This window comes from Ferdinandcohnia sp. QZ13 (genome assembly GCF_031324165.1).
Taxonomy (GTDB): Bacteria; Bacillota; Bacilli; order Bacillales; family Bacillaceae_L; genus Ferdinandcohnia.
On record NZ_JAVIVW010000001.1, the window covers coordinates 2119510 to 2144758 of the forward strand.

The following is a 25249-nucleotide window of genomic DNA, read 5'->3' on the forward strand; positions in this document are numbered from 1 at the left end:
TAAAAAAACGTGATTAATGACTGCTAGACATTAATCTTGCTCATTATATCACGAAGCTACTTGAATAACAAACAAATTAAATTATGCCGGAGTCCCCAAAAATTTTGTTGAAATCACGGAGACGCCAATCTTTCTACAAATGGTGACGTAATGCATCAGAGCAAGTAACACAGCACCCATATTCATTCCGATAATGATCCCTTCCATTTGGAGTGTTTGGAGAGAACCTAGAGCGAACATGATACCAAAGGACACCACGGTTGACCAAACATTATGAATGAATGCATCCTTCACTAATCCTAGTCCGATTAAGTATGCCTGCATTGGAATTAAGAAGAAATGGAATAAGAAATAAGGCCATAGCATCTGCAGATAAACAGTCGCCGACGATGATTCAAAGAAAATATGGGTGAGCGGCTCCGCGAAATAGTAAAAAATGACACAAGCTGGAATGCCGTATAGAAAGGTGATTCTCATCACCTGCTGGAGCAAGGATTGTAACATCGACATGTCCCGCTTTGCATAAGCTTCAGACACCGTTGGGATTAACACAATGAGTAATGAATGTGCGATGAACGCAGGGAAAAAGCCAATTGTTAAGGCGACCCCTGTCATTAATCCAAAATGCTCGGTAGCCACATCGATAGACATACCTGCTTTTAGTAAAGCCGCTTTGATTAGAAATGGCTGAACTGCATGTGAAATAGCATGAAATATTCGCATCCCGGTAGTCGGCAAAGAAACAGCTAGTAAATTTCGCCGTACTACTTTTCCACTTAAAGCTGATGTTGGTCCATGACCCAGCCTACGGTAGTGAACCATATACTCAAGGCCTAAATATCCAAACACGATTAAATCACTTGCGACAATGGTACATAGAGCGATTAAAATGGAAGTTTGTATTTCAAATTCAAGTAATTGATAAATAAACACTAACAAGATTAATTGTACAGCCTTACGCAGGAAGTTTGCGAAGGCGATGTGTCCCATCGATTGAATTCCCATAAAATAACCCCTGGCAATCGATAAAAATGAAACAATCGGGATAAAGATAATGACTAACCATTTGACGAATGGATGGTAATCATTGAACAAAGGTATGATCGGTAAAATGATAAATGCCAAGGACATAATAATGGCTGTAAATACCGTTGTTAATACGGTCGCATGTTTTAACATGCTACGGTGGTACCTGTCCTCTTTCTCGGCAATAAATTTTGAAATCGAAACGGGCAGCTCAAGACTTGCCAATATGACAACTAAAAAAATGGATGGCAGGATGGTCATATATAATCCCATTCCATGCCCACCAAGTTCCTTTGCTAGAACGAGATTGATTAAAAATTCAACACACTCTCCTATAAATGCTGCAATAACCAATAACAATGTCCCTTTAAAAAATGTCTTCATCCTATAGCCCCTTATTTATTTATTTCAGTACTATATGAATATGAGACAAGTCCTCAGATTATTTGACGAAAAGAAAAATTTTACTTTACTTCTAATTAAAGTACCCTTCCCAACCCCTTCATTTCTCGTTTATAATCGGTATATGCGAACCACAGGGACGGTTCTATTGGTCCCTATTTATTTTAATTTTTTGAAAACAAGGGACCAGTGGTACCGTCCCCCTGGTCCCTAGAAAAAGGTGTTAAATAGATGAGTATATTGACAGTTTCTAATGTGAGCCATGGTTTTGGTGATCGTGCGATTTTTAATGATGTTTCGTTTCGTCTTTTGAAGGGTGAACATATCGGGTTAATTGGGGCAAATGGTGAGGGTAAATCAACGTTTATGAATATCATCACCGGGAAGCTTGAGCCTGATGCAGGTAAGATTGAATGGTCAAAGAATGTACGTGTTGGATATCTTGACCAACATACTGTTCTTCAAAAAGGTATGACGATTCGAGATGTGTTAAACAGTGCTTTTAAGTATTTATTTGATATGGAAGCAGAAATGAATGAGCTTTACGGAAAAATGGGTGATGCCACTCCTGAGGAGCTCGAAAAGATGCTTGAGGATGTTGGAACAATCCAAGATACCCTTACAAACAATGACTTTTACGTCATCGATGCAAAGGTTGATGAGATTGCCCGTGGATTGGGTCTTGATGATATCGGTCTTGAGCGTGATGTTCAGGATTTAAGTGGTGGTCAACGTACCAAGGTCCTACTTGCGAAGCTATTGCTTGAGAAGCCTGACATTCTATTACTAGACGAGCCGACTAACTATTTAGATGAACAGCATATTGTTTGGTTAAAACGTTATCTGCAAGAATATGAAAATGCGTTTATCCTGATTTCACATGATATTCCATTTTTAAATAGCGTCATCAATCTGATTTACCACATGGAAAATCAGGAGCTTACTCGCTATGTTGGGGATTATGATAACTTCCAGAAGGTGTACGAAGTGAAGAAGCAACAGCTTGAGTCTGCATATAAAAAGCAGCAACAAGAAATTTCTGAACTCAAAGACTTCGTTGCCCGTAACAAGGCACGTGTTTCCACTAGAAACATGGCAATGTCTCGTCAGAAAAAGCTTGATAAAATGGAAGTCATTGAACTGGCAAAAGAAAAACCAAAGCCAGAATTTAACTTTAGAATAGGGAAAACATCAAGCAAACTTATTTTCGAAACGAAGGATCTTGTCATCGGGTATGATGAACCACTTTCAAAGCCGCTTAACCTTCGCATGGAAAGAGGTCAAAAGATTGCATTAGTTGGAGCGAACGGTATTGGGAAAACGACGCTGCTCCGAAGCATTCTCGGTATGAATAAGCCACTTTCCGGAACAGTTGAGCTTGGAGAAAATCAAGAAATTGGCTATTTCGAACAAGAAATCAAACAAGCAAACTATAATACATGTATTGAAGAAATTTGGAGTGAATTCCCATCCTTTAACCAATATGAGGTTCGTGCTGCACTTGCTAAATGTGGTCTTACAACAAAGCATATTGAAAGTAAGGTTGAAGTGTTAAGTGGTGGCGAAAAGGCGAAGGTACGTCTTTGTAAGCTAATCAACAAAGACACAAACATCCTCCTTCTTGACGAGCCGACAAACCATCTTGATGTCGACGCGAAGGATGAGTTAAAGCGTGCGCTGAAGGAATATAAAGGAAGCATCCTCATCATCTGCCATGAGCCAGAATTTTATCAAGATGTCGTAACAGATGTGTGGAATGTTGAATCTTGGACAACTAAAGTATTTTAATGAAAGAAACGCAAAGCACCTAATCAGGTGGTTTGCGTTTCTTCATACAATTCCTCATTCACTTTATCTAACAGAAAACTGGTGAGGTCAGTCCCGACAAAATGCAATCGGTGTAACGGTCGAGTCATAGATACGTAAAGGAGCTTGATGTCAATTTCATTGTTATAAAATTTCTCCTCATTTGAAAAGACGATCACTGCATCGAATTCTAACCCCTTCGACAGATGAGAACTCACGACCACGACTTCTTCCCTTTTTATCTCTTCATTTTCTTTTAAAAGCTGAACTGGCAGGTCACTATATTTTTTAAGGGCTTTTGCTACCTTCTGACACTCATTATTTGTCTTTCCGATGATCGCCACTGTTTTCATATTTTCATCGTAAAGATTTTTTATTATCTCTGTGAGTGCATTCACGGTTTCTTTTTCTGTACCGCTTATTTGATGAAAGGACGGCTTCTCACCATGTCGTACAACCGGCTCAACCATTGGTAAATCTAGTCCCAACAACTCTAGCAACTGATTTGCCGTGTTCATAATTTCAATGGTGGTCCGGTAGCTTTTTTGTAAGGTTTTATAGGTCGCTCGAGGAAAGATGTTATCAAGAACCGGCTGCCAATTGTTAATCCCTCGATAGGAATGGATTCCTTGCGCTAAATCGCCCACTATCGTGAACATATCCGTTTCGAGAGCTGTTTTTAAGGCCGCTAACTGAAAATAGCTATAATCCTGCGCCTCATCAATGACGACATTGCGGGCCTTAAGTTCCTTCTTCACTCCGTACAATTTTGCCTTTAAATATAGAAGCCCTGCTAAATCCTCAAGCTCGTATTGCTTCGATTTTTGGAGCTGTTTTTGATAATCCATAAAAAATTGAATTTGCTCGTCGGTCAGGAACCCGGAAGCATACGTAGGAAAAAGCTCCGAAACAAACCTATTAAAATAATAGAAGACATCGTGGTGTGGTAGCTTTTTTATATAGGTATTCACCGCTGTACGAGATTGCTTGGCGATCTCTTCGATAAGTTCCGCTTTTTTATCAAGAGCTTTCGTCACATAACGACGACGTTTTTCCGCATCAATTTTTGTTTTAAACAAGACGTTATCAAGCTTATCATCATAAAACTTCGTAACCTTATGAAGCATATTCTTTTTTTGGAGACGAACCGTATTTTGAAGCACCTTTTTCACCTTATCAATCCGTTTATAATAAGGAAGATAGCGATATTCATAGGTCATTAAATGGTGAATATCCCTCGCTTTGTACAGGCGAAACTTTGAGACAAAGAAATCCTCCTGCGGCAGCAAGGAGCTTAAAATATCCTCCACATAATGTTCAAGCATATCCCGGTATTCAAGTGAACCTTTAAATGCCGAAATCCACTTAATCATGTCAGGATTTTTAAATTCTTCATGGATAAAACCAAGCAGTTTGCCTTCTGGCTTTGTGAGCTTTATCGGCTTTCCAAGGCACTTTTTCACATAGTCAGCATAGGTTGTCTGTTGAATATGATCCACCCCGAGCTCTGGCAGAACCTCTGAGATATAATCGATAAAAAGTCTGTTTGGTGCAAGAATCATCAGTTGGTCTGGTGAAAAATACTCCGCATAGGTGTAAATAAAATACGAGATTCGGTGCAGGGCTATCGTTGTTTTCCCACTTCCTGCTGCTCCCTGAACAATAATTGGCTTGTTCAGATCAGCACGGATAATGTTGTTTTGCTCTTCTTGAATGGTGGACACTATGTCAGTTAGCCGATTGCTTGCACTTTCAGATAATGACTTTTGAAGAAGTTCATCCGTCGTTGTTAAATCAACATCCCGAATTTCCGCAAGCTCTCCCTCTTCAATGATGAGCTGACGCTTTAAGGATAAATATCCCTTATATTCCTCACCCTCGGCTTCATACGAGACTTCCCCAAGGCGACCATCATAATAAATATTCGCCACCGGTGAGCGCCAGTCTACAATAATCGGAAGCTGGGTCTCCTTGTCAAAAAGTGAAACTTTTCCAAAGTAAAGAATTTCTTCATTTCCCGTTTCTTCCCGTTTAAAATTAATCCGGGCAAAGTAAGGCTTGTTCCTGTTTCTCTTCAGGTTTCGTACCTCTTCGTTGGTCCTTCTTAGCAAGGTTGAATTCGTTAACATGTTTAAGTAGCTCAAACTACTATCTTTGAAGTCAACACCATCAAGGGCACCCTTCAAGTTTTCGCGAAAGCTTTCCTCGGTTGACTCTGAAGCCTGAATGACAATATCCATATACTTTTTCGTAAAATCTAACCGCTCTACCTCTACCTCAAAGTCTGGGTGCTTCTCTTCCGTCATCCAACCACCTCCATCCTATACCCTATTGAATATGCATAATCAAAATAACATCTAAAATTAAACACTCTTCCAAATGTTGGATATCATTCAATGAATTCAACCTCTACCCACTTTCTTACGCTATTGATGAACCATACTTTTTTACTTCTTTTAATGTCTTTAATAGTTAGGACTTTTTCATGGATTTTTCCCTGTTTTATTTGGCTAGCACGGTAGGTACCAGCTAGAAGACCACTTGTTACAGGTGGGGTCCAAAGGTGCCCATCTATTTCCACCACAACATTCCCATTTGTAAACTCAGTTATTTCTCCAGCTTCATTCCAAAGAAGCACATCAAATGCCTCTGGTGGTTTTATAAATTGATAACCCTCGTAAATTGTTCTATTTGTTGTTTTGTGGTATAGAAAGGGGCTGTTCCTATCTATAGGCTGATCCGCAAGTATCATTTTTACAGGAGCCATTAGTGGATCCGTGGGACTACCTTCAACTGTAATGTCACCAGTTTTAGCTAAGAGAAGTCTTACTTTGTAAAGACCTTCTGTGTGTTGATGAGCAAATTCACTTAATAAATCTTTAATCTCTATACGATCAAACGGAAAACCGAAGTAGTGAGATGTTTGTTTTAGACGACTAATATGCTCTTCTAACAAGAAATATTGGCCGTCTTCCAACAATAAACTTTCAAGTATTTGAAACTCTGGGCGATTTTCTTCAAGCACCTTAGCTTTTGCAAGAATTTCATTATACTCACCTTTAGAGGTGGAATCCCAAGTGATACCTCCCCCCACTCCATATGTCGCTTTCCCTGTTGAATGTTCAATCCATACCGTTCTAATAGGGACATTAAATACAGCTTCTTTTTCAGGAGTAATAAAACCGATTGCTCCACAATAGACTTCTCTCGGTGATGTCTCAAATTCTGCAATGAACTTCATCGTGTTGATTTTAGGAGCACCTGTAATTGAACCACATGGAAATAACCCTCTGAAAATTTCAAAGAGCGTACGATCTTTTGACACCTTCGCCTCAATAGTTGAAGTCATTTGAAGAACGGTTGGGTATCGTTCAATCTCAAATAGCTTGGGTACACGCACCGAACCGGGTTCAGATATAGTATTCAGGTCATTACGAAGCAAGTCTACAATCATTAAATTTTCTGCTCGATTTTTTTCAGAATGATAGAGCCATTTTGCATTTGCTTCATCTTCTTCGAATGACCTGCCTCTTTTTACGGTCCCCTTCATTGGTCGAGTTATTATTTGTTCTCCTTCTTTATGGAAGAACAGTTCTGGCGAAGCTGACAATATACTATGGCTCCCTGTATTGATGTAGGCACAATAATTGGAGGCTTGGGAGTGTTTTAATTTTTCAAAAAAGCTGAGATCATCACCATCAAACTCTGATGTAAATCGAATCGTATAGTTTGTTTGATACGTATCGCCAGATTCAATAGCATGTTTAATGGAATCAATCGTTTCTTGATATTCACTCATACTTACATTAGGTTTCCACCTAGTCAGCGTATAAGTTTCACTACCACTAAGAGTTTGGTGATGACTTTCAGAAAATATTCCAAACCATAGCAATGGCATGGTGTTTCCACTTTTAACTGTAAAGGAAGAATCAAACGCAGGAGCACTTTCATAGGATAGATACCCAGCGGCGAAATACCCGTCAGAAACAGCTTGTTGTATAAGCTCTAAACAGGGAAACACTTCTTCAATTGTTGTAGCTACTATCACTTTAATTGGTTTCTTAAAGGTGTGAGGTATATTTCCTTTAGATGTAACAAATTCAAAAGATAAAAGAGGTTCATTCACTATCATTTTGTTGTATTCATCCTTTTTACTCTTTAAGTTAAATACATTATATACAACTTAATTAGTAGATAATAGACACAGCATTGAAATTCATAACAGACAATCAATCAGGTCCTAGCGATAAATTATCATTAATTTTAGCGCTTTCATCTTACGTATCATCCAAAAGTAGTGTATAATTTTAGTAAGTTCACAAATTATCCACAAATCGTGGATACATATAGATCAGAAAAAATCAATAAAGGGGGAGTATGACATGATTCGTGCAGGGGTAGCCGCATTTTTAAGTGTTTTTTTGTTGCTCTTTGAAGGCTTTATTGTAATCAAATTAAAAGGGTATACTGGCATTTATTTTGGAGATATCCACCTTTTGGTAAGCGTACTTGCAATGAATTTCTTTTTTGCATTCTCCATTTTAACACATATCAAGATTTGGATTGAAAACAAAGGCATTGAGGAAACAGAGGCTGGAATGAAATAAAGAGGATTTTAAAAACAGGACCATGCGATCCTGTTTTTTGTTTTCCTAAAAAAATAAGCCAGCTCTGTTGAGCTAGCTTACTGGGTAATTGGCAATAGTATTTCAACTGTTGTTCCTTTTCCTTCTTTACTATCGATGGCAATTTTTCCATGATGGTCTTCAATGATTTTTTTCGACACCATTAGGCCTAGCCCTGTTCCATAGTCTTTTGTTGTATAAAATGGTTGAAATAGCTTTTCTTGTACATCCCTAGGAATTCCACAGCCATCATCGCAGATCTTAATAGACACTTGATTATCGTCCACTTGACTACCTTCAATTGTAAGTGTCCCGCCTTCTGGCATGGACTCAAACCCGTTTTTAATAAGATTTAAGAAGACCTGTTTCATTTGTTTCTCATCGCATTCAACGAGTGGAAAAGACTCATCCATTTTCAAGTCAACCTCAATATTTTTCCCTTGCTCAGATTGCTCAATGATGGAAATGACATATCCAAGATGTTCTTTCAAATTGCAAGGTGCCACATTGATTTGTCTCGGCTTCCCAATCACAAGTAAATCAGTCAAGATGGAATCAATTCGATCGATTTCTTGTTCCATAATCGAATACTGTAGATCATCCTCTTTATGCTTTTCCCGTTGAAGCTGTGTGAACCCTTTTAACGAGGCTAAGGGATTCCGAATCTCATGTCCGATCGTCGTTGCCATCTGCCCGACAAAAGCAAGCTTCTCCTTATCTCGCAGTTCCTCGTGTGTTTCCGTTAATGCCTTCGTGTATGAGTTAAACCGGGCTAGGAGGATGTAGGTTATAAGGGCAAACACAAAAACGAGTACAATCGGAGCCATTACCATACCATTTCCTAATAATAGGCCAATCAAACTATATTTCAAAATAATTGCAATTGTAACTGTCAAAAAGAACTTGTTATTTATAAAGATTGGCGCGAATAATAAAAGGGTAATTTCTGCTACATTGCCATTTTTATAAGATTCCGGTGAAGTTCCCATGAAGGTAATAACATCATCAAAAGTAGTTACCACATAATATGTCATGACGTACATGTATTTTATGAGATAAAGTTTATCTATTCTCCGTATATAATACGAAATAGGAATAAGGATAATCATAATGAAATAAATCCAAAAACCCATTTTAGTAGGAAGCCCCGTTTTCACATGGACAAAAGTTGGAAATAAATAATAATAGATAAAATCATAAATAAACAAAACAATATAGAACAATAGTAAATATAGACGTAAAGATTTCTTCTCTTCATGTAAAAGAAGAGAGCTATGATTTAGGTAAGACATATCAATCCTCACTTAGCAGATTCATTATATGTTTTATTATATATTATTTTCCTCACCTGAGTATATAGTCCTATATTTTTTCCTATTTCCGTATTTTTTCGACAATGAATAGAAAAGTAATAATATTAGGATCAAAAACTGTGCACAAAAAACGGCAGCATCCCAGAATTGGAGTGTTGACACCGATTCAGAAAACCCAGGTAGTACACTCGACATCATATAAACTAATTGAGGTATATAGTAAAATCCAAACATAGTGAAGGTCAATAAAATCCCTACCAAAAAGAGAAATGAATAGAAAATGGTCACCTTATTTTTTTGTTCTATTTGTTTTTTTGCAAAAAGGCCTTTTATAAATTCAATTCCACTTTCCATCAAATTATAATTTCCAGTGCTATTTTCAAAAACATAATAAAGGTCTGTTTTCATATAAATACAGCATTGATATATAATTCGTATAACAATATCAAACGTAATTAGTCCTATAATCCCATCCATCATTCCAGAAGAGAGTGGATTGGCCATTTTTAATATCAATACAATAAAAAGAAGAGCACTATCAAAATAGATACCTGCTAAAAATAAGAGATTTCGATCCTTCGAAGAAAGACTCCATGCTTGAGTAAGATCTGTTTCCAATACGACAAAGAACAATCGATTTCCAATTTGTAATTGGGTTGGAAGGTTGAACGAGCGAATCGCCAAAATATGCCCACTTTCGTGAATAAAGATTAAAACCATTGAAATTCCTGCATACAAAAGAATATTAAACATCATCGTATCAAAAACAAATAAATCCTGGTATCTCGGAAAAAGATCGGTATGACTAATAAAAAGCATGATATTTACTAATAAAAGTAATGGATAGAAAAAGCGAGTAAACCGATTAAAGAAAATCTTCCCTATTTTGGGCGAAATCCATGTAAGGCCTAAATCTTCATGAATACGTGCCTTTTCTACACTTACTTTTGTTCCATCTACCATATCTACTAAATCTAAATCTAGTAATTGTTGTCCAAAGTCTAGTAAATCGACTTCTTCATTTGGATATTTTTCTTTAAGTAGGTGTTCTATGTCACCAAGCGAAAATCCGTTGTTAATCAACTCAATTGCATCAACACAGACTACTGGCATTTCATAAAATTCGTGAGTTACTAAATCTTTAATAATGTAATGTTTTTTATCTTTTTGAATCTCTAACTCATGTAAACTTAAAATAGATTCTGTAGTTAATTGCAATCTTCACACCTACCCTTTACGCATAATAAAAGGATGCTTTAGTTGATTTACAAGCATCCTAAGTTTTTATATTAATATTTTGGACCACCAGGTACAAATCCACACCACCAGCATGTAGCTTTAAGTTTATTTAACTTTTTGATTTTCATTGTATTCACCTCCTAAATTTGAACTATTTCTATGATTCTTTTTGAATATCAATCCATTGTGGATATACTTTTTTAAATAATTCCACAAGGTTTGGATCAAATTGAGTTCCTTGACCTTGAACAATACGATTATAAGCTTCTTCAACTGGTAAGGCTCCTCGATAGGAACGTGATGAAGTCATTGCATCAAAGGCATCTGCTATTGCTACCACTCGAGCATTTAATGGAATATCCTCACATTTAAGTTGATCAGGATAGCCTTTACCATCCCATCTTTCATGATGTGATCTAATAATACTTAAACTTGAACCTAGGCCTTCCACATTCTTAACTGCCTCTTCTCCTACAACTGGATGTGTTTTAATTACCTCATATTCTTCATTTGTTAACTTTGCAGGTTTCATTAAAATTGAATCAGGAATATTCACCTTTCCAATATCATGTAACAGGCAAGCATAGTTAAATGATTTTAGTTCATCATTTGCGAAAACTCCCAGCTCCTTAGCCAGTACCATCGCATATTTTGCTACGCGTTCACTATGACCTCTTGTATAAGGGTCTTTTAGTTCAAGGGCTGCAATTACACCTTTAACAATCCCTTCCATTTGTTGATCATATGAGGTGCTTAAAGCAGTAATATAACTCTGAAATCTATTTAAGATAATATACGCTATTATTGCAAGTACAGTTGTTAGTACAATTGGAAATGCGACTAGTGTATTTGCAAGTATTCCGCCTAATAGTAAGTATTTAAAAATCAATCCTATTACAACTGTCCAGTAAAATCTTTTGTTTACAAAAATTGGAGAAAATAAAACTAAGAAAACTTCTACTGCATTACCACTTGAGAACAATTCTGGCTTATCCCAGTAAGCGATAAGTTCGCCAATGAAACTTAGAGTCGTATAAGTAAAGAAGAAATAATACTTTGTTAAGTATTGCTTGTTTTTTCTATTGTTGATAAATAATATAGGTAACAATAATAAAAGAAAAATATACATTACATAGCTAAACAAGCTCGGGAATCCAGAAGGCATTCCTGGTACATAACTTGGATATATATAGTAAAAAAAGATATCATAGCCAATTAGTATTATAAAAAATAATGTACTAAACCAGGTTACGGTCCTTTTTTCTTCATATAAAAATACCGATTTTTTATTCATCTTCTGCATCTCTTTTTCTCCATTTTCCCTTATATTTCTATATATATATGCAAAAATCCTTTTTAAATTACAAAAAAGGTACTAAAGTCACAGACGAAATTCGTCAATTATCGACTTTTCAATTATATACCATCTGTCCTATAAACTAAATAGTAGTATAGGTATAAAAATCTTCCTTTATCGTATAAAATTTGGTAATCACAAAATAGGTCTTTTTACCCAAAAGAGGTAAAACGACTTATATCTCATTTATATATATTACCAAAAAATAAAAAACACAGGTAGTAATCTGTGCTTTTTTGTCGAAATTTATATAATTTTGTCTTATTTTACAAGAGAATGTTTAAAAGCATATATAACTGCCTGTGTCCGATCTTGGACTTCAAGCTTACTTAAGATGTTGCTTACGTGTACTTTTACTGTTTTTAGTGCAATAAATAGTTCATCAGCGATTTCTTGATTTGTTTTCCCATCAGCAATTAAAAGTAGAATCTCCATTTCACGGTTTGTTAGCTCTTCATGCGGAAGGTGTGTATCCTTTTGTCTCATCCGAACCATCATTTTGCCTGTAACCTCTGGTTCTAGAACCGATTGTCCATGGTATGTTTTTCGAACCGCTTCGGCAATTTCACTTGCCTTTGAGGTTTTCAGCATATAGCTTGTTGCGCCTGCCTCAAGCGCTGGGTATACTTTTTCATCATCAATAAAACTTGTAACGATAATGATTTTAGCCTCAGGCCAACTCTCGATAATTCTTCTAGTTGCTTCAATTCCGTCCATTTCCTTCATCACGAGATCCATTAGAATAATATCAGGTCGAAGCTCTAATGCAAGCTCAACCGCTATTTTCCCATCGTCTGCTTCTCCAACAACTTCAATATCTGGCTGTGCTGATAAGTAGGATGAAACCCCAATCCTTACCATTTCATGATCATCGACAAATAGTACTTTAATCATTTTCTTCACCCTCTAGCATTGGTACTTTCACTTCTATCCGAGTTCCTTTTTCTTTAAGACTAACAATCCGCATCGTACCGCCAATTTCAACTGCGCGTTCATACATATTCTGTAGCCCATAGGAGCCTGTCTTCGCTTGTTCGACATCAAATCCAATTCCGTCATCCACAATACGTAAAATCACAAAATCATCCCTTTTAATTAACAGGACTTCTAACTGATTTGCTTTCGAATGTCGGAGGGTGTTTGAAACTGACTCTTGTAGGATGCGGAATAAGTGGTCCTCGACCCCTTTATCAATTTGAAAGTCCTCAATTTTCGTTTCGATGGTGACTGGTACTTTTTGCACGAGTTCGACTAATAGCTCCTCGATTCCTTCCTGTAGCGTCTTTCCTTTTAATGCGACGGGTCGTAAATGAAGCAATAGCGCACGCATTTCTAGTTGAGATTGATGAATCATTTCCTCAACGAGCTTAAACTGTTTGGTCTCACGTTCATTCGTACCTGTCCTTGACTCATTAATTGCGGACATCATCATCGATGCTGCAAAAAGCTGTTGACTTACGGAATCATGGAGTTCACGTGCTAGTCGATTGCGCTCCTCGGAGACGATTTTTTGAATGCGCTTTTCCTGGTCCTCCGCTTTTTCATTTGCAAGTTTTTGCGATAATTTTGTTTGTTCTGCAATATGGGTTTGAACTTTTTTTATTCGTTCCCAAATCGTCGTGAATTCAGCGGTTTGGTTTTCTGGAATATCAGGAAGCGCCCTTCCTTGTTCAATCTGATAAATTGCATTAGATACAGAAAGTAGTTGTTTTCTCCATATCATTCCCGAGAACATACCAAAAACAAGTCCACCTAGTAAGCTTAGGCTTATGGCGAGAATGATATAAGGTAAATCCATCAGTTGTGTTTGCCAAAGTGCAGCCCAGTTAGCTAACGGATATGCCATAAAAACGATGACATGTGCTAGTATAAATAAAAACACCGAGACACAAATACCAACAATAATTTGCCGTTTTACGGTACTCATGCTCGTTTCACCTCAAGATCTCCGACGCCGACTGTGGTTACTATTTTAAGCTTATGTTCGGCATAATCATATTGTTCAGTCTGATAATGAAGTGTTTGATTAAGCGTTTTTGCATCATGATTTTCGAATATCGTGGTTGCCCCATAAAGAACGGAGTGATGTATCTTCACTTCAATCTCATATGGTACAAAGACCTGAACATTTCCAATCACATTTCGAATAAATATGACTGATTCACCTTTAGGTAGGACGGTGTAACTCAAATCGATAATGGTATCTCCAATTCCAGACTGAATGTTGACATCGTTCCATTCATACACATATTCCGGTGTTTTTTGTTGACCAAAGATGTTGTTACAGAACAATGGCTGACGCTTTAAAATTGGTTCCTGTGCAGATGATTTTTGTGCTTCATTTATTTCCGGTTTTATATATTGAGGGTTTTTCTTTGATTGAAAAAATTGAATGAGAAAATAGATCAGAACTGCCAGTATTAAAAATTTGACTGTCATCATTCCTACAATGGTAAGAGCTAAACTAATCCACCCAAACCAAAACAGGATTTTCCCAAAGGTTCGTGGCAATTTTTTACGACCAATATAAATACATCCAAACGATATGATAAAAGAGAAAATGACCCCGCCATTAAAAAATGTAATTTCAATGATTAATAAAATAATTCCAAAGAGAATAAATGCATTAAGATTGTCTGATTTTATTTTATCTAACAAGGTTCGGAGCCTCCCTTCCATTGAATGCATTGAATTATTCGTAAATTGGGATAAGAAGACGTAGATTGTCTACGTCTTCTTTAGAATACCATGTTTTCACTATGAAATAGAATGTGTTTCTTCATTTTTTACTTGTTTTTCGAGCTGAGCGATTCTTGCATCAATTGTGTTGCGATGATAAGAGGAATTTACTTGGTTTTCAAGTCGATCCAGATAAGATTCCATCTCTTCAAACGTTCTTGATGATTTATTTGTATATGCATTTGTGTCAAGCACTTGATTCATGCGATGGTTGGCACGTGCAATGTTTTCGCGTCCCATTAATTCCATGCGTTTAATATGCATATCTTTCAGCTTATGTTTCATTTCTTCATATTTTTTCTCAAGACCAATGAGTTCTGCTCCTGCATTTTGTAAAGCATCCTGTAATTTAGCAGCGCGTTCCTCATATGCAACCTGCTCCTGAACAGCGAATTCATATAATTCTGTTTCTCCGGCTTGCTGTGCCACACCCGCTTGGTATTTACGTTTTTCAGCAAGGGCAGCTGCCTCACGATGCTCTCTTGCAAATTGATCCTTTAGGGAATGCTGACGCTCTACAAGCTTGCGTACCTTTTCAACCTCTGCCTCACATTGACGTAAGTACTGATTAAGCAATGCGATCGGATTTTTCTTTTCTTTTTCATCTAAGATGCCGTGAAAATCTGCTAAAATTGTGTCCTTTATACGAGTTAATAAGTTTGCCATTTGTATCATTCTCCTTTTTCATTTGGTGGTTTGCTTTAGATATTAATGTTTGTTTAATTCAGCCCATTGTTTTTCAAAGTTTGTGAATGGGTCAGATGATTCAGTCACGACTTGGTGCTTTTCTCTTTTCCAGTTTTTAATGACAACATATAGGATGTATGCAGCCACTAGCCCTAGAATCGCAGGTACATTTGAAGCGGACGCTGTTAGTGCAAGAACTCCGATAATCGCCCAAATCACCTTACCTACTGTTGAGTCAGTTTTCATAAACTTTTTAAATGCAAAATACAGAATCGCTAAGCTAATTGCTAGGCCTATCATCGGGCCAACATGTGATAAAAGCACAATCGCTGCGATACCTCCAAGAATAAACAATCCGAACTTTTTCATGTTTACTTCCTCCTTTCATGATTCAATCTTATCCTGATTCTTGTTTTGCTATAATGAGCCACAGTTATATTTTTCACTAGGACCAGAGGCTTAGAGGCAGTAAGATTCAGATGCAAAAAGGGTCTGCTCCTTGTAAGCAAACCCTTATCTTTTGCGGGATACATAGAGATTGTCCGTGACCCAAAAGCGCCATGGATACTCCTTTGCCTCTCCTGTATTTTCGATTCCAATTCGGGGACCAGTAGAAATGTTTTCCGGTGAATAGCCCTTTGCTATATATATGGGGGGCTCAAAAAATGGGCGCCCATAATCCTCCATTGTAATTCCTAATGCCTTTGTTAGTTTTCCAGGGCCGTTTGTTAGGTTCTTAGCTGGCATTTGCCCACGTCGTTCATACATCAGGTCAATTCCGTCAACTGGTTCAACAGCTCTAATTAAAATGGCTTCAGGTTTGTCGATTTCGTTGCAAACAACATTTACAAGACAATGGGTATGCATTTGGTAAGTGTAGACATATCCAGGCTTGCCGAACATCACCTCTGTCCGCTTTGTCCGCCTGTTTTGATATGAGTGTGCCGCTCGATCTTCCGGACCTTTATAAGCTTCCGTTTCGACGATGTAGCCCGATGTGATGCCTTGGTCGCTGTGTTTTACTAGCTTGCAGCCAAGTAGAGCTTTGGCAAGTTCTAATGTAGGTTGCTGAAAAAATGATTCGTCTAAGATTTCGGTCATGATAACTCCTTCTCGCTTTTTGTATTTAGTATGAGGTTTGGGTGGTGGGTGTATTCTTTTGGGGTGTTGGTTTGAACGATTGGGATGGATAGTTTTGTTCGGTTAGGGTATGGTTACAATCTTGTGCACCCACACTGAACCTGCTTTTTTGAGGGCGATTGCATAGGTACGCCTTTTTCGTACCGTCACTGAGTTTACTTTTCGCGTGTAAGGGTATGATTACTCCTTTTTCATACCATCACTGGGTTCACTTTTCACATGTGAGGGTACGATTACGCCTTTTTCATACCATCACTGAGTTCACTTTTCAAAGTGATGGTACGATTACTCCTTTATCGTACCATCACTAGGTTCACTTTTTGCAATTGAGGGTACGATTACGCCTTTTTTTCGTACCACGGCCGGTTCAGTTTAATTAAGAAATGGACAATCATTGGGGTTTCCGATGTGGCTATTGGCGATAAATTTGATTCTATCGGCGTTATTTTCATTCTATCGACGATAATTGGTTTCTATCGGCGTTATTTTCATTCTATCGACGATAATTCGTTTCTATCAGCGTTAGCAACCACGAAACAAGGTAGAGTAAAAAAAATTACTCTATAACGAAATTGCCCATTGCACTCCAACGAAATTTAGTTTACTCTAAAAAGTAACAAGAGGTGAAAATTTTGGAAGATATTCGACTTAATGTATCGTTGCTTCGCAGAAGAGTACCGAATTTAACAACTGCAGCTCGCTCGGTGGGATTACGACCGGCCACTGTCTCAAATCTGTGTACTGGAAAGATTCCCGTTGGTCGTGCAGAAGTGCGCACGTTAGTGACACTTGCTGATTTAGCTGAATGTAGTTTGGATGAATTATTAATTCGAGGGGAGAAAATTGAAATGATTGAAACTGGGATTAAAACGCTTGATGTCTTTGCTCCATTAGCAAAAGGTGGGACGGTCGGTCTCGTTGCTCGTCCTGGAATGGGTCAGCTTGTAGTACTCGCAGAGTTATTTCATCGTTTACGCAACAATGACTTTGCAACCGTTTTACTTTTACCGGAAGGAGATCATCCAGAAGTAAACGATATTCTAGATGAAGTTCAAATTCAGGTTAGAACCATTAAAGAAGCATATGAAGAAATTGCAAAGCTAGGTAAGACAAAAGAAGTTGCTTTTGCAGCAGATCGCTCCCATGTCATCACTGGAGAAATTCAAACCCTACAAGAAAAATTGCATTCAATCGGAGTTGATTCTGTCACGACCATCCTAGTTGATTTAAAAGGGGACGTTGTCGATGAAGACGTGCCATTTGGACCGCTTGAAACATTATGGCAATTTGACGCTGACCTCACTGCTAGACATCAATTTCCTGCCGTTAACCCAGTATACTCTACTTCTTCCGTTCTTGAAGGGGCGCACCTAGACCAAACTCATTTCACGATCCAACAGCGTGCCAAAAAGCTACTTCGTAGATACCGAGAACTACGATCACTTGTGACCGTGCACGGACTTGAGAAACTTCCGGAAACAGAGGTTCAAACTTACAAGCGCGGTGAGCGCCTTGAGGCGTATTTGACCCAGCCTTTTTATGTAGCCGAAGCTTTTACCGGTAAAAAAGGGGAAACAATTAGTTTGCAGGATGCCCTCCAGGACATTCGAAAAGTCCTTGATGGCTCCACCGACTCAAACGAGGTTTCAGACTTGGCCTATATCGGGAAACTACACTAAATAGCTAAAGGCAGGAATTCACTTCCTGCCTTTTTTCATATACAACCATATTACACTCAAGCCGAAGATTAATGCTTGTGAGATAAATAGAATAATCGCTCCGTTCTTTTGTTCACTTATCGGTGGATATGGGAGCAATGTTTCTAATAAATCTGGTGGAATCTCTTCACCGAAAGGCATGCATAAAGCTAATGCTGCAAGCATTTGACTTGTGTCGCTGTAGACTGAGTATAACTCGGTATTTGATAGCCATAAAAAGAGTGTCACTGGTACAAACAACACAATATTGACCACTATATATATAAGCTTTTGTTTGAAGGTCATCTTATCTTCTTGTTTAATTGGACCGACGATTGGCCACCACAAGAGCGCCGCCGCCAAAATTAACCCCACCAAAAAGAAATAGTTTGTAAAATACCCTGTTCGAATCCAGTCAAACACTACCGGAACATGGTATAAAATAAACAAACCATGAAATAAAATAATCACGAACACTGGATGAGTGAGAAAACGATATACTTTTTTCACACCATTGTTTTTTAACATTTTTTCAAGTAGGTTTGTTTTTATTCCAATCACGAGTAACGGTGCCGCAATAAGAAGGACGACGACAATCTGGATGATGTGGGCACGAAACAGCATGCGTCCTAATAGATTCAACGGACTCCCGACAGAAAAAAGAATCAATAACATACTTCCTGCAAACGCAATCGATTTAAACTTTGGGTGATCCTTTGGAGTTGGTAATAGGAACATATATAAGACAATTAAAATCAGGGTAAAAAAGATGACTCCCCCGTTCCATTGGGAGTGAAAACTAAAACCATCTAAAATTTGACTAATCACCATATCACCAGCTTTTTGGATATTGGTTTGTTCAGAAGTCACAATCACATTCCAAACAGACTCTTCTATGTTCATTGTAATTCCTGGCCCACCCCATGGAATATGATTTATATCACATGTTGGTTTTCAGACAAATTTCAGACAAAAAAAGTCCATATTTAAACCGTGAAAGATTTAAATACGGACCTATTTTTATAATGGTAATAATGTAACAGATTCTTTTTCCTTTAATCCGTTCACCATTTCAAGCCATTCAGCAGGTTTGTTTGGAAGAACGGTATAATACGTTGTTAAGAAATCCACCACTAATTGGCTTGGAAGTTCATTGACGTCTTCATCGCTTGGCATGAAGCACAAATCAAGTCCCTTTACTGCCTCTCCATCATTGTTCCAAGATGGGTGAACATAATCAAGATCTATCCGCTTATAACCAAGGTGAGATAGAACCTCACGACGAACGAATGGGTCCATTGGCTTCACTGTTCCAAACTCATAATGAGCAACTTTGTATGGATCATAGATTTCAGCAAACATGCCAAAAAGTTCCTTTCCATTTACCTTAGCTAGCTCCTGTAAATCCTTGCTGCGTTTTTGCGCTAAGAAGCGACCAATGCTTAAACCTGGCTGGCCAATGATTGTAAAATCAGTCATGGCAATATTCCAATCTGGGTAATAACGGTATTCAGTTGCTCCAACAACCTCATTATCATGTACCGCAACAAAGACGCGAATGCTTGGGTCTTCAAGAGGCTCTTTCCAAAGCTCAAAATCTAGCACTTCTTCTTTCGGAAACACATTCTTCATTAATTCATGCATTTTAAAAAATAACGGGTCGTTGATGCTTGTTATTCGTTTATAGTCCATATCATTCACTCTCCCTCTTTTTATTTCCAATCAGTGTAAAGGTCCGTTCTTCGGTCGCGCCATGTTGTAACAGAGCCTCGTTCACGCACTTCATATAGAAGGTCTAAATCAAGATCAGCAGTCACGATCATGTCGTTATTCACTTCACCCTCGACTAAAATCCCTTTAGGTGGAAACGGGATATCGTTCGGTGTGATTACCACTGCTTGCCCAAAGTTGGCACGCATAAAATCAACGGTTGGCAAAGATCCAACTGTACCTGTTCCCACAACATATACTTGGTTTTCAACTGCTCTAGCATGACTTGTATAACGTACACGATGGAAGCCGTGACGGTCATCCGTACAAGACGGACAGAAGATGACATCAGCACCCTTTGCCTTTGCCATTCGAACAATTTCAGGGAACTCAATATCGTAGCAGGTAAGCATTGCAATACGTCCCTTTTCTGTATCAAAAACTTGGAAATCCTCACCTGGTGACATATTCCATTCGTGGACTTCCGTAGGTGTTATATGCAGCTTCGCCTGCTCCGCAACCCTGCCATCTGGATAAAATAAATGAGCCACATTGTTGAGGTGGGCACCTTTCCGGATAACATGTGTTCCGCCAATGATATGCACATTATATTGTTTGGCAAGCTGTGTAAAAAGGGATCGATACTGGTCTGTAAAGTTTGGTAGGTCTGTAATTGTTAGGCTTGTGCCATCCTCCCTACCAATCGATAAAAGCTGTGTTGTAAAAAATTCAGGGAACAAAATAAATTCTGCGTCAAACTCCATTGCTGTTTTTATATAATGCTCACATTGAGCAGCGAATTCGTCAAAGGAACGAATTGTGTGAAGATGATATTGCACGGCTGAAACTCTTACTTTCAAATCGAGATCCTCCTTCAAACTAAATATGCTTATAAGTGGATTATTAACTATTTTACTGTTAAGAACAAGTTTTATATTAGCCTATGAGCTTTCAATTCTCAAAAACCTTTTTTTGCCAGTTTTTCTTCTTTCCTACAACCATTCCTTATGGTAAGATAGTCCTTGTTATTGTAAAAATGTTGTAATAATATTGAAACCTTTCTGAAACACAAGACGTCATATATAGTGAAGAATATCACAGCAAAGAAGGTATGCTTAATGGCGAGTACAAAGAAAACGGGGAAGGGCAGCATTGTTAAAATTATTGCATTGTTTGGCTTTATTGTGTTGTTACTCTTTTATTCTTTTTTTCTACTAAAATCAAAATTTTTACTGGAAGCAAATGCATCTGAACCGGCTATTGAGACAAAAGTACCTGTTGACGCTCCAGAAAAAACGGAACCAATAGATGATGATTTAAAAGTAGATGACAAACCGAAAAGCAATAGTGATGAAGAAAAGCCCACTGAGGAAGAACCTGCACCTACAACTGAACCTACAGTCGAACCAGCTCCAGTTACAGTGAATCCAACAACTCCCGAAGTAGAAGATGAACAGGAAGTCGATGAAGAACAGGAAGCACCAAAGGAAACACCAGCCCCACCATCTAGGGCGGTTTATCTTACATTTGACGATGGTCCTCATAAGGTTTCAAAGGATATCCTTGCTTTACTTGATCAATATGATGCGAAGGCAACTTTTTTTATGCTAGACAACAATATTAAACATTATCCGGATGCTGTCAAAGAGATGGTTAATAAGGGGCACAGTGTTGGCCTCCATGGCGTAACCCATGATAAAAATAAATTCTATCAATCATCTAAATCTGTTGTTGGGGAAATGGATCAAACGCAACAGACGATTTTAGAACTCACTGGGATTGAAACAGATCTCATTCGGACTCCTTTTGGAAGTTCCCCTTACATGACGGACGGTTATAAAGCTGCTGTTGAGACAGCAGGTTATAAGATGTGGGATTGGAATATTGATAGCCGTGATTGGCAATTTCGAGATAGCCGGTATGTGGATAGCGTGATTGAACAGTTAAATAAACTGAATCGAGCAAATCAGCCAATCGTGATATTATTGCACGAACGACCTGAAACACTTGCGCATTTACCAAAACTACTAGACTATTTAAAAGCACAAGGCTACGAGTTTAAAGCACTAGACTCCTCCATGCACCCCATTCAATTGTTTTGAGTGGGTCAGAGGGACAGGTACACTGTCACCAGAAAAATATGGTGGGACGATGTACCTGTCCCCTTGTCCCAAAAAGATGACTCTTGAGGTCATCTTTTTTTTGAAGATAAATTCTGGAATCTAAGGTAAACTAAATGAACAAATAATAAATGGAAGGATTTTTGGAATGAATGGGCAAAATCGTGCAGATATAACACCAGGAGTTGAGGTGCAAATCGTGTTAAAGAAAGACCAACGAACAGGTATACTGACAAAAGGTACTGTCAAAGATATTTTAACAAAGTCTAGCTTTCATCCTCACGGGATTAAAGTCCGTCTCGAAGATGGACAGGTTGGGCGCGTAAAAGAAATATTACAATAGAAATGAGGACATACATATGTTATCGTTCGAGGAAAAACTTAAAATCGTTGAATCATTCCCAGAATTGGAACGCAAAAATGTATCATTAGGAAGAGTAAATTTTCATTATAACGACAGTGTCTTTGAGAAAAAGATTGTTGTTCAGCATCTTCATCCAAATGGCAATGGGTTTGTATATGCCGGAAACCTTCAAAATTATGAGGTGGATGAAAAAGGATTTGTTAATATTCGCGATTTCTCTGAAGCTGAGTTACGAAAAATTGTGAAGGAATCCATTCAATCCCTCTCAGCCAATTCCCCTCTAGCAAGGGAAAATGCCATCATAGGCGAAGGGCAAGAGGAACGCTGGGTGAATGATGAGGGACAAACACTGCTACTCGTGTTTGAAGACGAGTGGTGGAATATATACTCCGGATTAAATCTAGAAGAAGCTTTTGGCTCCTATGACGAAGCTGAAGATTATCTATATGACGAAGGATTTAAACTACAATAAACAAAATCCAACCTCCTGTTAAAATGAGGTTGGATTTTTTCATATCATTATTGTATTGGCATAAAAGATACCTTCCAAACGCCGTTTTCGTCCTTTACCATTTGGAAGCCCATGTCTCCATTTTTATTACGGAAGGAGATATAACCTTCATATTCACTTTGTTGATGAAAGGTTCCAGAACCTAACCCGTAATAAGCTTTATTGTCTTTTTCTACAAACATTGGATCTTGTTCCCAGTATTTCTTATCCTCTTCTTCTGACCACATGACTCTGTCCTCTCTCGTTGTATACAGGGCATAGGAGGTTTCTTGATCACCGTCTGCACTAGCTTGGAGATATATTTTTGCAACACTGATCGGTCCAAGATTTCTTAATGCCTCAGGATCATGGTCAACTTTGAATGCATCGTACGCCGCCCTTTCCTGCTCATTGAGTTCAAGATCATTTTCGATTTCAGGAACATACTCATCAAGTGGTGCATAAATTTCTGTTTGATCTTCTTCCCAGTAATTAACATGAATGTGGTGCAGCTTTTCCTCATTATTCTGTGTATATGAGAAAATTATTTCTACACTAGGTTCAGCCTGACTCTCCTTAAACGAATTAATAGTTAGTGATTTCACGTCGATTCCCCTGTAAAAGTCGAGTAACACATCAACTTCCTTTTCGGGATTCGCCACAAAAAATACATTTTCCTTAAGGAATTCCTTATCTTCCACATGAAGTGCCTCGAAAAAACTCACAACTAACCTGCTAGCTTCTTCGATCGTCGTTACCTTTAAGACGGAATCATACATTTGTTGGTACGCAGGATTCTCTGCTAACAACGTATCAAAATCTGGGTTAACTACATTTGAAGTTTCCTCTATTTCGACCGGCTTCTGCCCTTGTTTTTGATTACTCGTCACATAGGACACTGTGATGATGGAGAACAACATGATGGCCATTGCTAGTGGAAGCCACATTTTTAACGCTGAAAAATTTCTTCTTTTGGTTTTGTTTTCTTTCAGGCTTTCTTTCAGTCGTTTCGCAAAAACTGGATTTGGTTCAAGGTCAGGACGGATTTTTAACGGTTGTAACCACTTTTCATCATTTCGATTTTTCATTCAGTCCCCACCCTTCCTCATATACTTCAACATGCTTTTTCATTTGTTGAATCGCTCTGTGATAGTCGACGCGTACTTTTCTTTCACTGCATCCCATGACTTCAGCCGTCTCTTTGATAGTCAATTCCTTTAATCCTCGTAAAATGATCATAGACCGATAGGTAGGCTTTAATTTTATGAGTGCTTGTTGTAGTTCTTCCCAATCATTCTTTTGAATGGCTTTCTTTTCAGGTGTTGCTTCCCCGGATTCTTTTTCATAAATCCAGTCCGGTAAAAATTGAATAAATTTTTGTTTTCGCTTCAGGTCAATTGCCGTGTGCTTTGCTATCGAAAAAATCCATGTTTTCATTCGTTCTGGATTTTGTAGGCTGCCTATATTTTTCATGACCTTAATAAAGGTTTCCTGTGTGATGTCTTCCGCTTCCTGACGGTTGTTTGTATAAAACAACGCAAAATGATACACATCCCGGTAATAGATGTCGTAGATTTTTTCTATATCAAATGACATATTCTCCAATGCCTCGCCCCCAATCAAGAATAAGTCGTATCAACTCCAAATTTGTTTCAACTTTTTTTAAAATCTTTTATACAATTCGTTCTCAGCACTGTATTTCCTTCTTCGGGGTAAAAATGGCAGTGGAAACGATCATTGAAACACAAAAAAAGAGAGCATGAAATTCAGACAAATGATTTCATGCTCTCAACTTTATTAACCTATTAGTATTCTTTCTGCGTTTTTGACACGTTCTTCGGTTGGGGGCTCGACATCCTTAAGTTTGTATTCAAGACCAAGGCTTTCCCATTTGTATATTCCGAGCTTGTGATACGGAAGAACCTCAACTTTTTCTACGTTTTTTAAGGTCTTTATAAACGCTGATAGATTCGTAAGGTCCTCGTCATTATCACTTATTGTTGGAACTAACACATGGCGAATCCAAACCGGAACATTTTTATCTGATAAATACTGTGCAAAATCAAGGATATGCTCATTGCTCAGACCTGTTAATTCCTTATGCTTCACCGGGTCAATTTCCTTAATATCTAGTAAAATCAAATCGGTTAGTGGGAGCAACTTCTCTAACCGCTCCATGAATTGTGGAGAACGAGAAAAGCATCCACCAGAGCTATCGATCGTAGTGTGTATCCCAAGCTTCTTGCATTCTGTAAAAAGTTCAATTAAAAAATCGAGTTGAAGCAAGGGCTCACCACCACTGACGGTCACACCGCCACCTGACGCCTGGAAAAAAGGAAGATAGGTTTTGATATCATTGATAATCTCTGACACATTTAGTTCCTTCCCCCTTTTTAATTTCCAGGTATCAGGGTTATGACAGAACTGGCAACGGAGCAAACACCCCTGAGTGAAAATGACATAACGTAGTCCTGGTCCATCTACAGTGCCGCAGGTTTCTATGGAATGAATGCGTCCGTTCATGCTTTTCGTCC

24 protein-coding genes are annotated in these 25249 nt (G+C 38.1%); 6 read left to right on the forward strand and 18 right to left on the reverse strand.

All coding sequences use genetic code 11. The features are described from left to right. Positions 1-81 precede the first annotated feature (81 nt). Positions 82-1410: a polysaccharide biosynthesis protein gene (locus RGU12_RS10310; RefSeq protein ID WP_309536003.1), complete on the reverse strand. Its 1329-nt coding sequence runs from the start codon at positions 1408-1410 to the stop codon at positions 82-84. Positions 1411-1659: 249 nt separating this feature from the next. Between RGU12_RS10310 and RGU12_RS10315 the strand changes: the two genes are divergently transcribed. Continuing rightward, a complete protein-coding gene (locus RGU12_RS10315; protein WP_309536004.1) occupies positions 1660-3216 on the forward strand; it encodes an ABC-F family ATP-binding cassette domain-containing protein in 1557 nt (518 codons plus the stop codon). Between the two features lie 23 nt (positions 3217-3239). Here RGU12_RS10315 and helD read toward each other — a convergent pair whose 3' ends face one another. Further along, positions 3240-5540: an RNA polymerase recycling motor HelD gene (gene helD / locus RGU12_RS10320; RefSeq protein ID WP_309536005.1), complete on the reverse strand. Its 2301-nt coding sequence runs from the start codon at positions 5538-5540 to the stop codon at positions 3240-3242. 83 nt (positions 5541-5623) lie between these two features. Next, positions 5624-7366, reverse strand: coding sequence for an aminodeoxychorismate synthase component I (gene pabB / locus RGU12_RS10325; RefSeq protein WP_309536006.1), 1743 nt, complete (start codon positions 7364-7366; stop codon positions 5624-5626). A 250-nt stretch (positions 7367-7616) separates the two neighbouring features. Here pabB and RGU12_RS10330 point away from each other — a divergent pair, with 250 nt between their 5' ends. Continuing rightward, on the forward strand, positions 7617-7841 hold the full coding sequence (locus RGU12_RS10330; RefSeq protein ID WP_309536007.1) for a hypothetical protein: 225 nt from the start codon (positions 7617-7619) through the stop codon (positions 7839-7841). A gap of 77 nt (positions 7842-7918) precedes the next feature. Here the strand turns inward: RGU12_RS10330 and RGU12_RS10335 are convergent, their stop codons facing one another. From RGU12_RS10335 to RGU12_RS10375, 9 genes are all read right to left on the reverse strand, one after another. Next, positions 7919-9151 (reverse strand): ATP-binding protein, encoded by a 1233-nt coding sequence (locus RGU12_RS10335; protein ID WP_309536008.1) that lies wholly within the window; start codon positions 9149-9151, stop codon positions 7919-7921. 36 nt (positions 9152-9187) lie between these two features. After that, positions 9188-10390: a hypothetical protein gene (locus RGU12_RS10340; protein WP_309536009.1), complete on the reverse strand. Its 1203-nt coding sequence runs from the start codon at positions 10388-10390 to the stop codon at positions 9188-9190. A 178-nt stretch (positions 10391-10568) separates the two neighbouring features. Next, positions 10569-11714, reverse strand: coding sequence for an HD-GYP domain-containing protein (locus RGU12_RS10345; protein ID WP_309536010.1), 1146 nt, complete (start codon positions 11712-11714; stop codon positions 10569-10571). A 315-nt stretch (positions 11715-12029) separates the two neighbouring features. Further along, positions 12030-12662, reverse strand: a complete 633-nt coding sequence (locus RGU12_RS10350) for a response regulator (RefSeq protein ID WP_309536011.1) — start codon at positions 12660-12662, stop codon at positions 12030-12032. Continuing rightward, positions 12655-13695 carry a sensor histidine kinase gene (locus RGU12_RS10355; protein ID WP_309536012.1) on the reverse strand — a complete coding sequence of 347 codons (1041 nt, stop codon included), beginning with the start codon at positions 13693-13695 and terminating at the stop codon, positions 12655-12657. Before RGU12_RS10355 ends, RGU12_RS10350 begins: the two co-directional genes overlap by 8 nt. Further along, entirely contained in the window at positions 13692-14426 is a 735-nt protein-coding gene (liaF, locus tag RGU12_RS10360; RefSeq protein WP_309536013.1) for a cell wall-active antibiotics response protein LiaF, read from the reverse strand. The genes RGU12_RS10355 and liaF overlap by 4 nt, the downstream gene beginning before the upstream one ends. A 99-nt stretch (positions 14427-14525) precedes the next feature. Next, the gene (locus RGU12_RS10365) at positions 14526-15173 is read right to left on the reverse strand and encodes a PspA/IM30 family protein (protein ID WP_309536014.1); all 648 of its coding nucleotides are present in this window, start codon (positions 15171-15173) and stop codon (positions 14526-14528) included. Positions 15174-15215: 42 nt separating this feature from the next. Further along, a complete protein-coding gene (locus RGU12_RS10370) occupies positions 15216-15563 on the reverse strand; it encodes a lmo0954 family membrane protein (RefSeq protein ID WP_116353591.1) in 348 nt (115 codons plus the stop codon). A 144-nt stretch (positions 15564-15707) separates the two neighbouring features. Next, entirely contained in the window at positions 15708-16295 is a 588-nt protein-coding gene (locus RGU12_RS10375; RefSeq protein ID WP_309536015.1) for a DNA-3-methyladenine glycosylase, read from the reverse strand. Between the two features lie 671 nt (positions 16296-16966). On the opposite strand from RGU12_RS10375, the gene RGU12_RS10380 reads away from it, so the two are divergent. Further along, a complete protein-coding gene (locus RGU12_RS10380) occupies positions 16967-18013 on the forward strand; it encodes an ATP synthase beta subunit C-terminal domain-containing protein (protein WP_309536016.1) in 1047 nt (348 codons plus the stop codon). 18 nt (positions 18014-18031) lie between these two features. Here the strand turns inward: RGU12_RS10380 and RGU12_RS10385 are convergent, their stop codons facing one another. From RGU12_RS10385 to RGU12_RS10395, 3 genes are all read right to left on the reverse strand, one after another. Beyond that, entirely contained in the window at positions 18032-18934 is a 903-nt protein-coding gene (locus tag RGU12_RS10385) for a cytochrome c oxidase assembly protein (RefSeq protein WP_309536017.1), read from the reverse strand. A gap of 117 nt (positions 18935-19051) precedes the next feature. After that, positions 19052-19723 (reverse strand): GNAT family N-acetyltransferase, encoded by a 672-nt coding sequence (locus tag RGU12_RS10390; protein ID WP_309536018.1) that lies wholly within the window; start codon positions 19721-19723, stop codon positions 19052-19054. A gap of 20 nt (positions 19724-19743) precedes the next feature. Further along, a complete protein-coding gene (locus RGU12_RS10395; RefSeq protein ID WP_309536019.1) occupies positions 19744-20601 on the reverse strand; it encodes a carbon-nitrogen hydrolase family protein in 858 nt (285 codons plus the stop codon). A gap of 258 nt (positions 20602-20859) precedes the next feature. Here RGU12_RS10395 and RGU12_RS10400 point away from each other — a divergent pair, with 258 nt between their 5' ends. The 3 genes from RGU12_RS10400 to RGU12_RS10410 all read left to right on the forward strand — a co-directional run bounded on the left by RGU12_RS10400 (position 20860) and on the right by RGU12_RS10410 (position 22697). Continuing rightward, positions 20860-21843: a polysaccharide deacetylase family protein gene (locus RGU12_RS10400; protein ID WP_309536020.1), complete on the forward strand. Its 984-nt coding sequence runs from the start codon at positions 20860-20862 to the stop codon at positions 21841-21843. 166 nt (positions 21844-22009) lie between these two features. Then, positions 22010-22204, forward strand: a complete 195-nt coding sequence (locus RGU12_RS10405; protein WP_309536021.1) for a YwbE family protein — start codon at positions 22010-22012, stop codon at positions 22202-22204. Positions 22205-22220: 16 nt separating this feature from the next. Continuing rightward, positions 22221-22697: a hypothetical protein gene (locus RGU12_RS10410; protein ID WP_309536022.1), complete on the forward strand. Its 477-nt coding sequence runs from the start codon at positions 22221-22223 to the stop codon at positions 22695-22697. A 47-nt stretch (positions 22698-22744) separates the two neighbouring features. Here RGU12_RS10410 and RGU12_RS10415 read toward each other — a convergent pair whose 3' ends face one another. From RGU12_RS10415 to pflA, 3 genes are all read right to left on the reverse strand, one after another. Next, complete coding sequence (locus tag RGU12_RS10415; RefSeq protein WP_309536023.1) at positions 22745-23803, reverse strand: hypothetical protein; 1059 nt, start codon at positions 23801-23803, stop codon at positions 22745-22747. Further along, a complete protein-coding gene (locus RGU12_RS10420; protein ID WP_309536301.1) occupies positions 23787-24311 on the reverse strand; it encodes an RNA polymerase sigma factor in 525 nt (174 codons plus the stop codon). Before RGU12_RS10420 ends, RGU12_RS10415 begins: the two co-directional genes overlap by 17 nt. Positions 24312-24512: 201 nt before the next feature. Further along, complete coding sequence (gene pflA, locus RGU12_RS10425) at positions 24513-25238, reverse strand: pyruvate formate-lyase-activating protein (RefSeq protein WP_309536024.1); 726 nt, start codon at positions 25236-25238, stop codon at positions 24513-24515. Positions 25239-25249 lie beyond the last annotated feature (11 nt).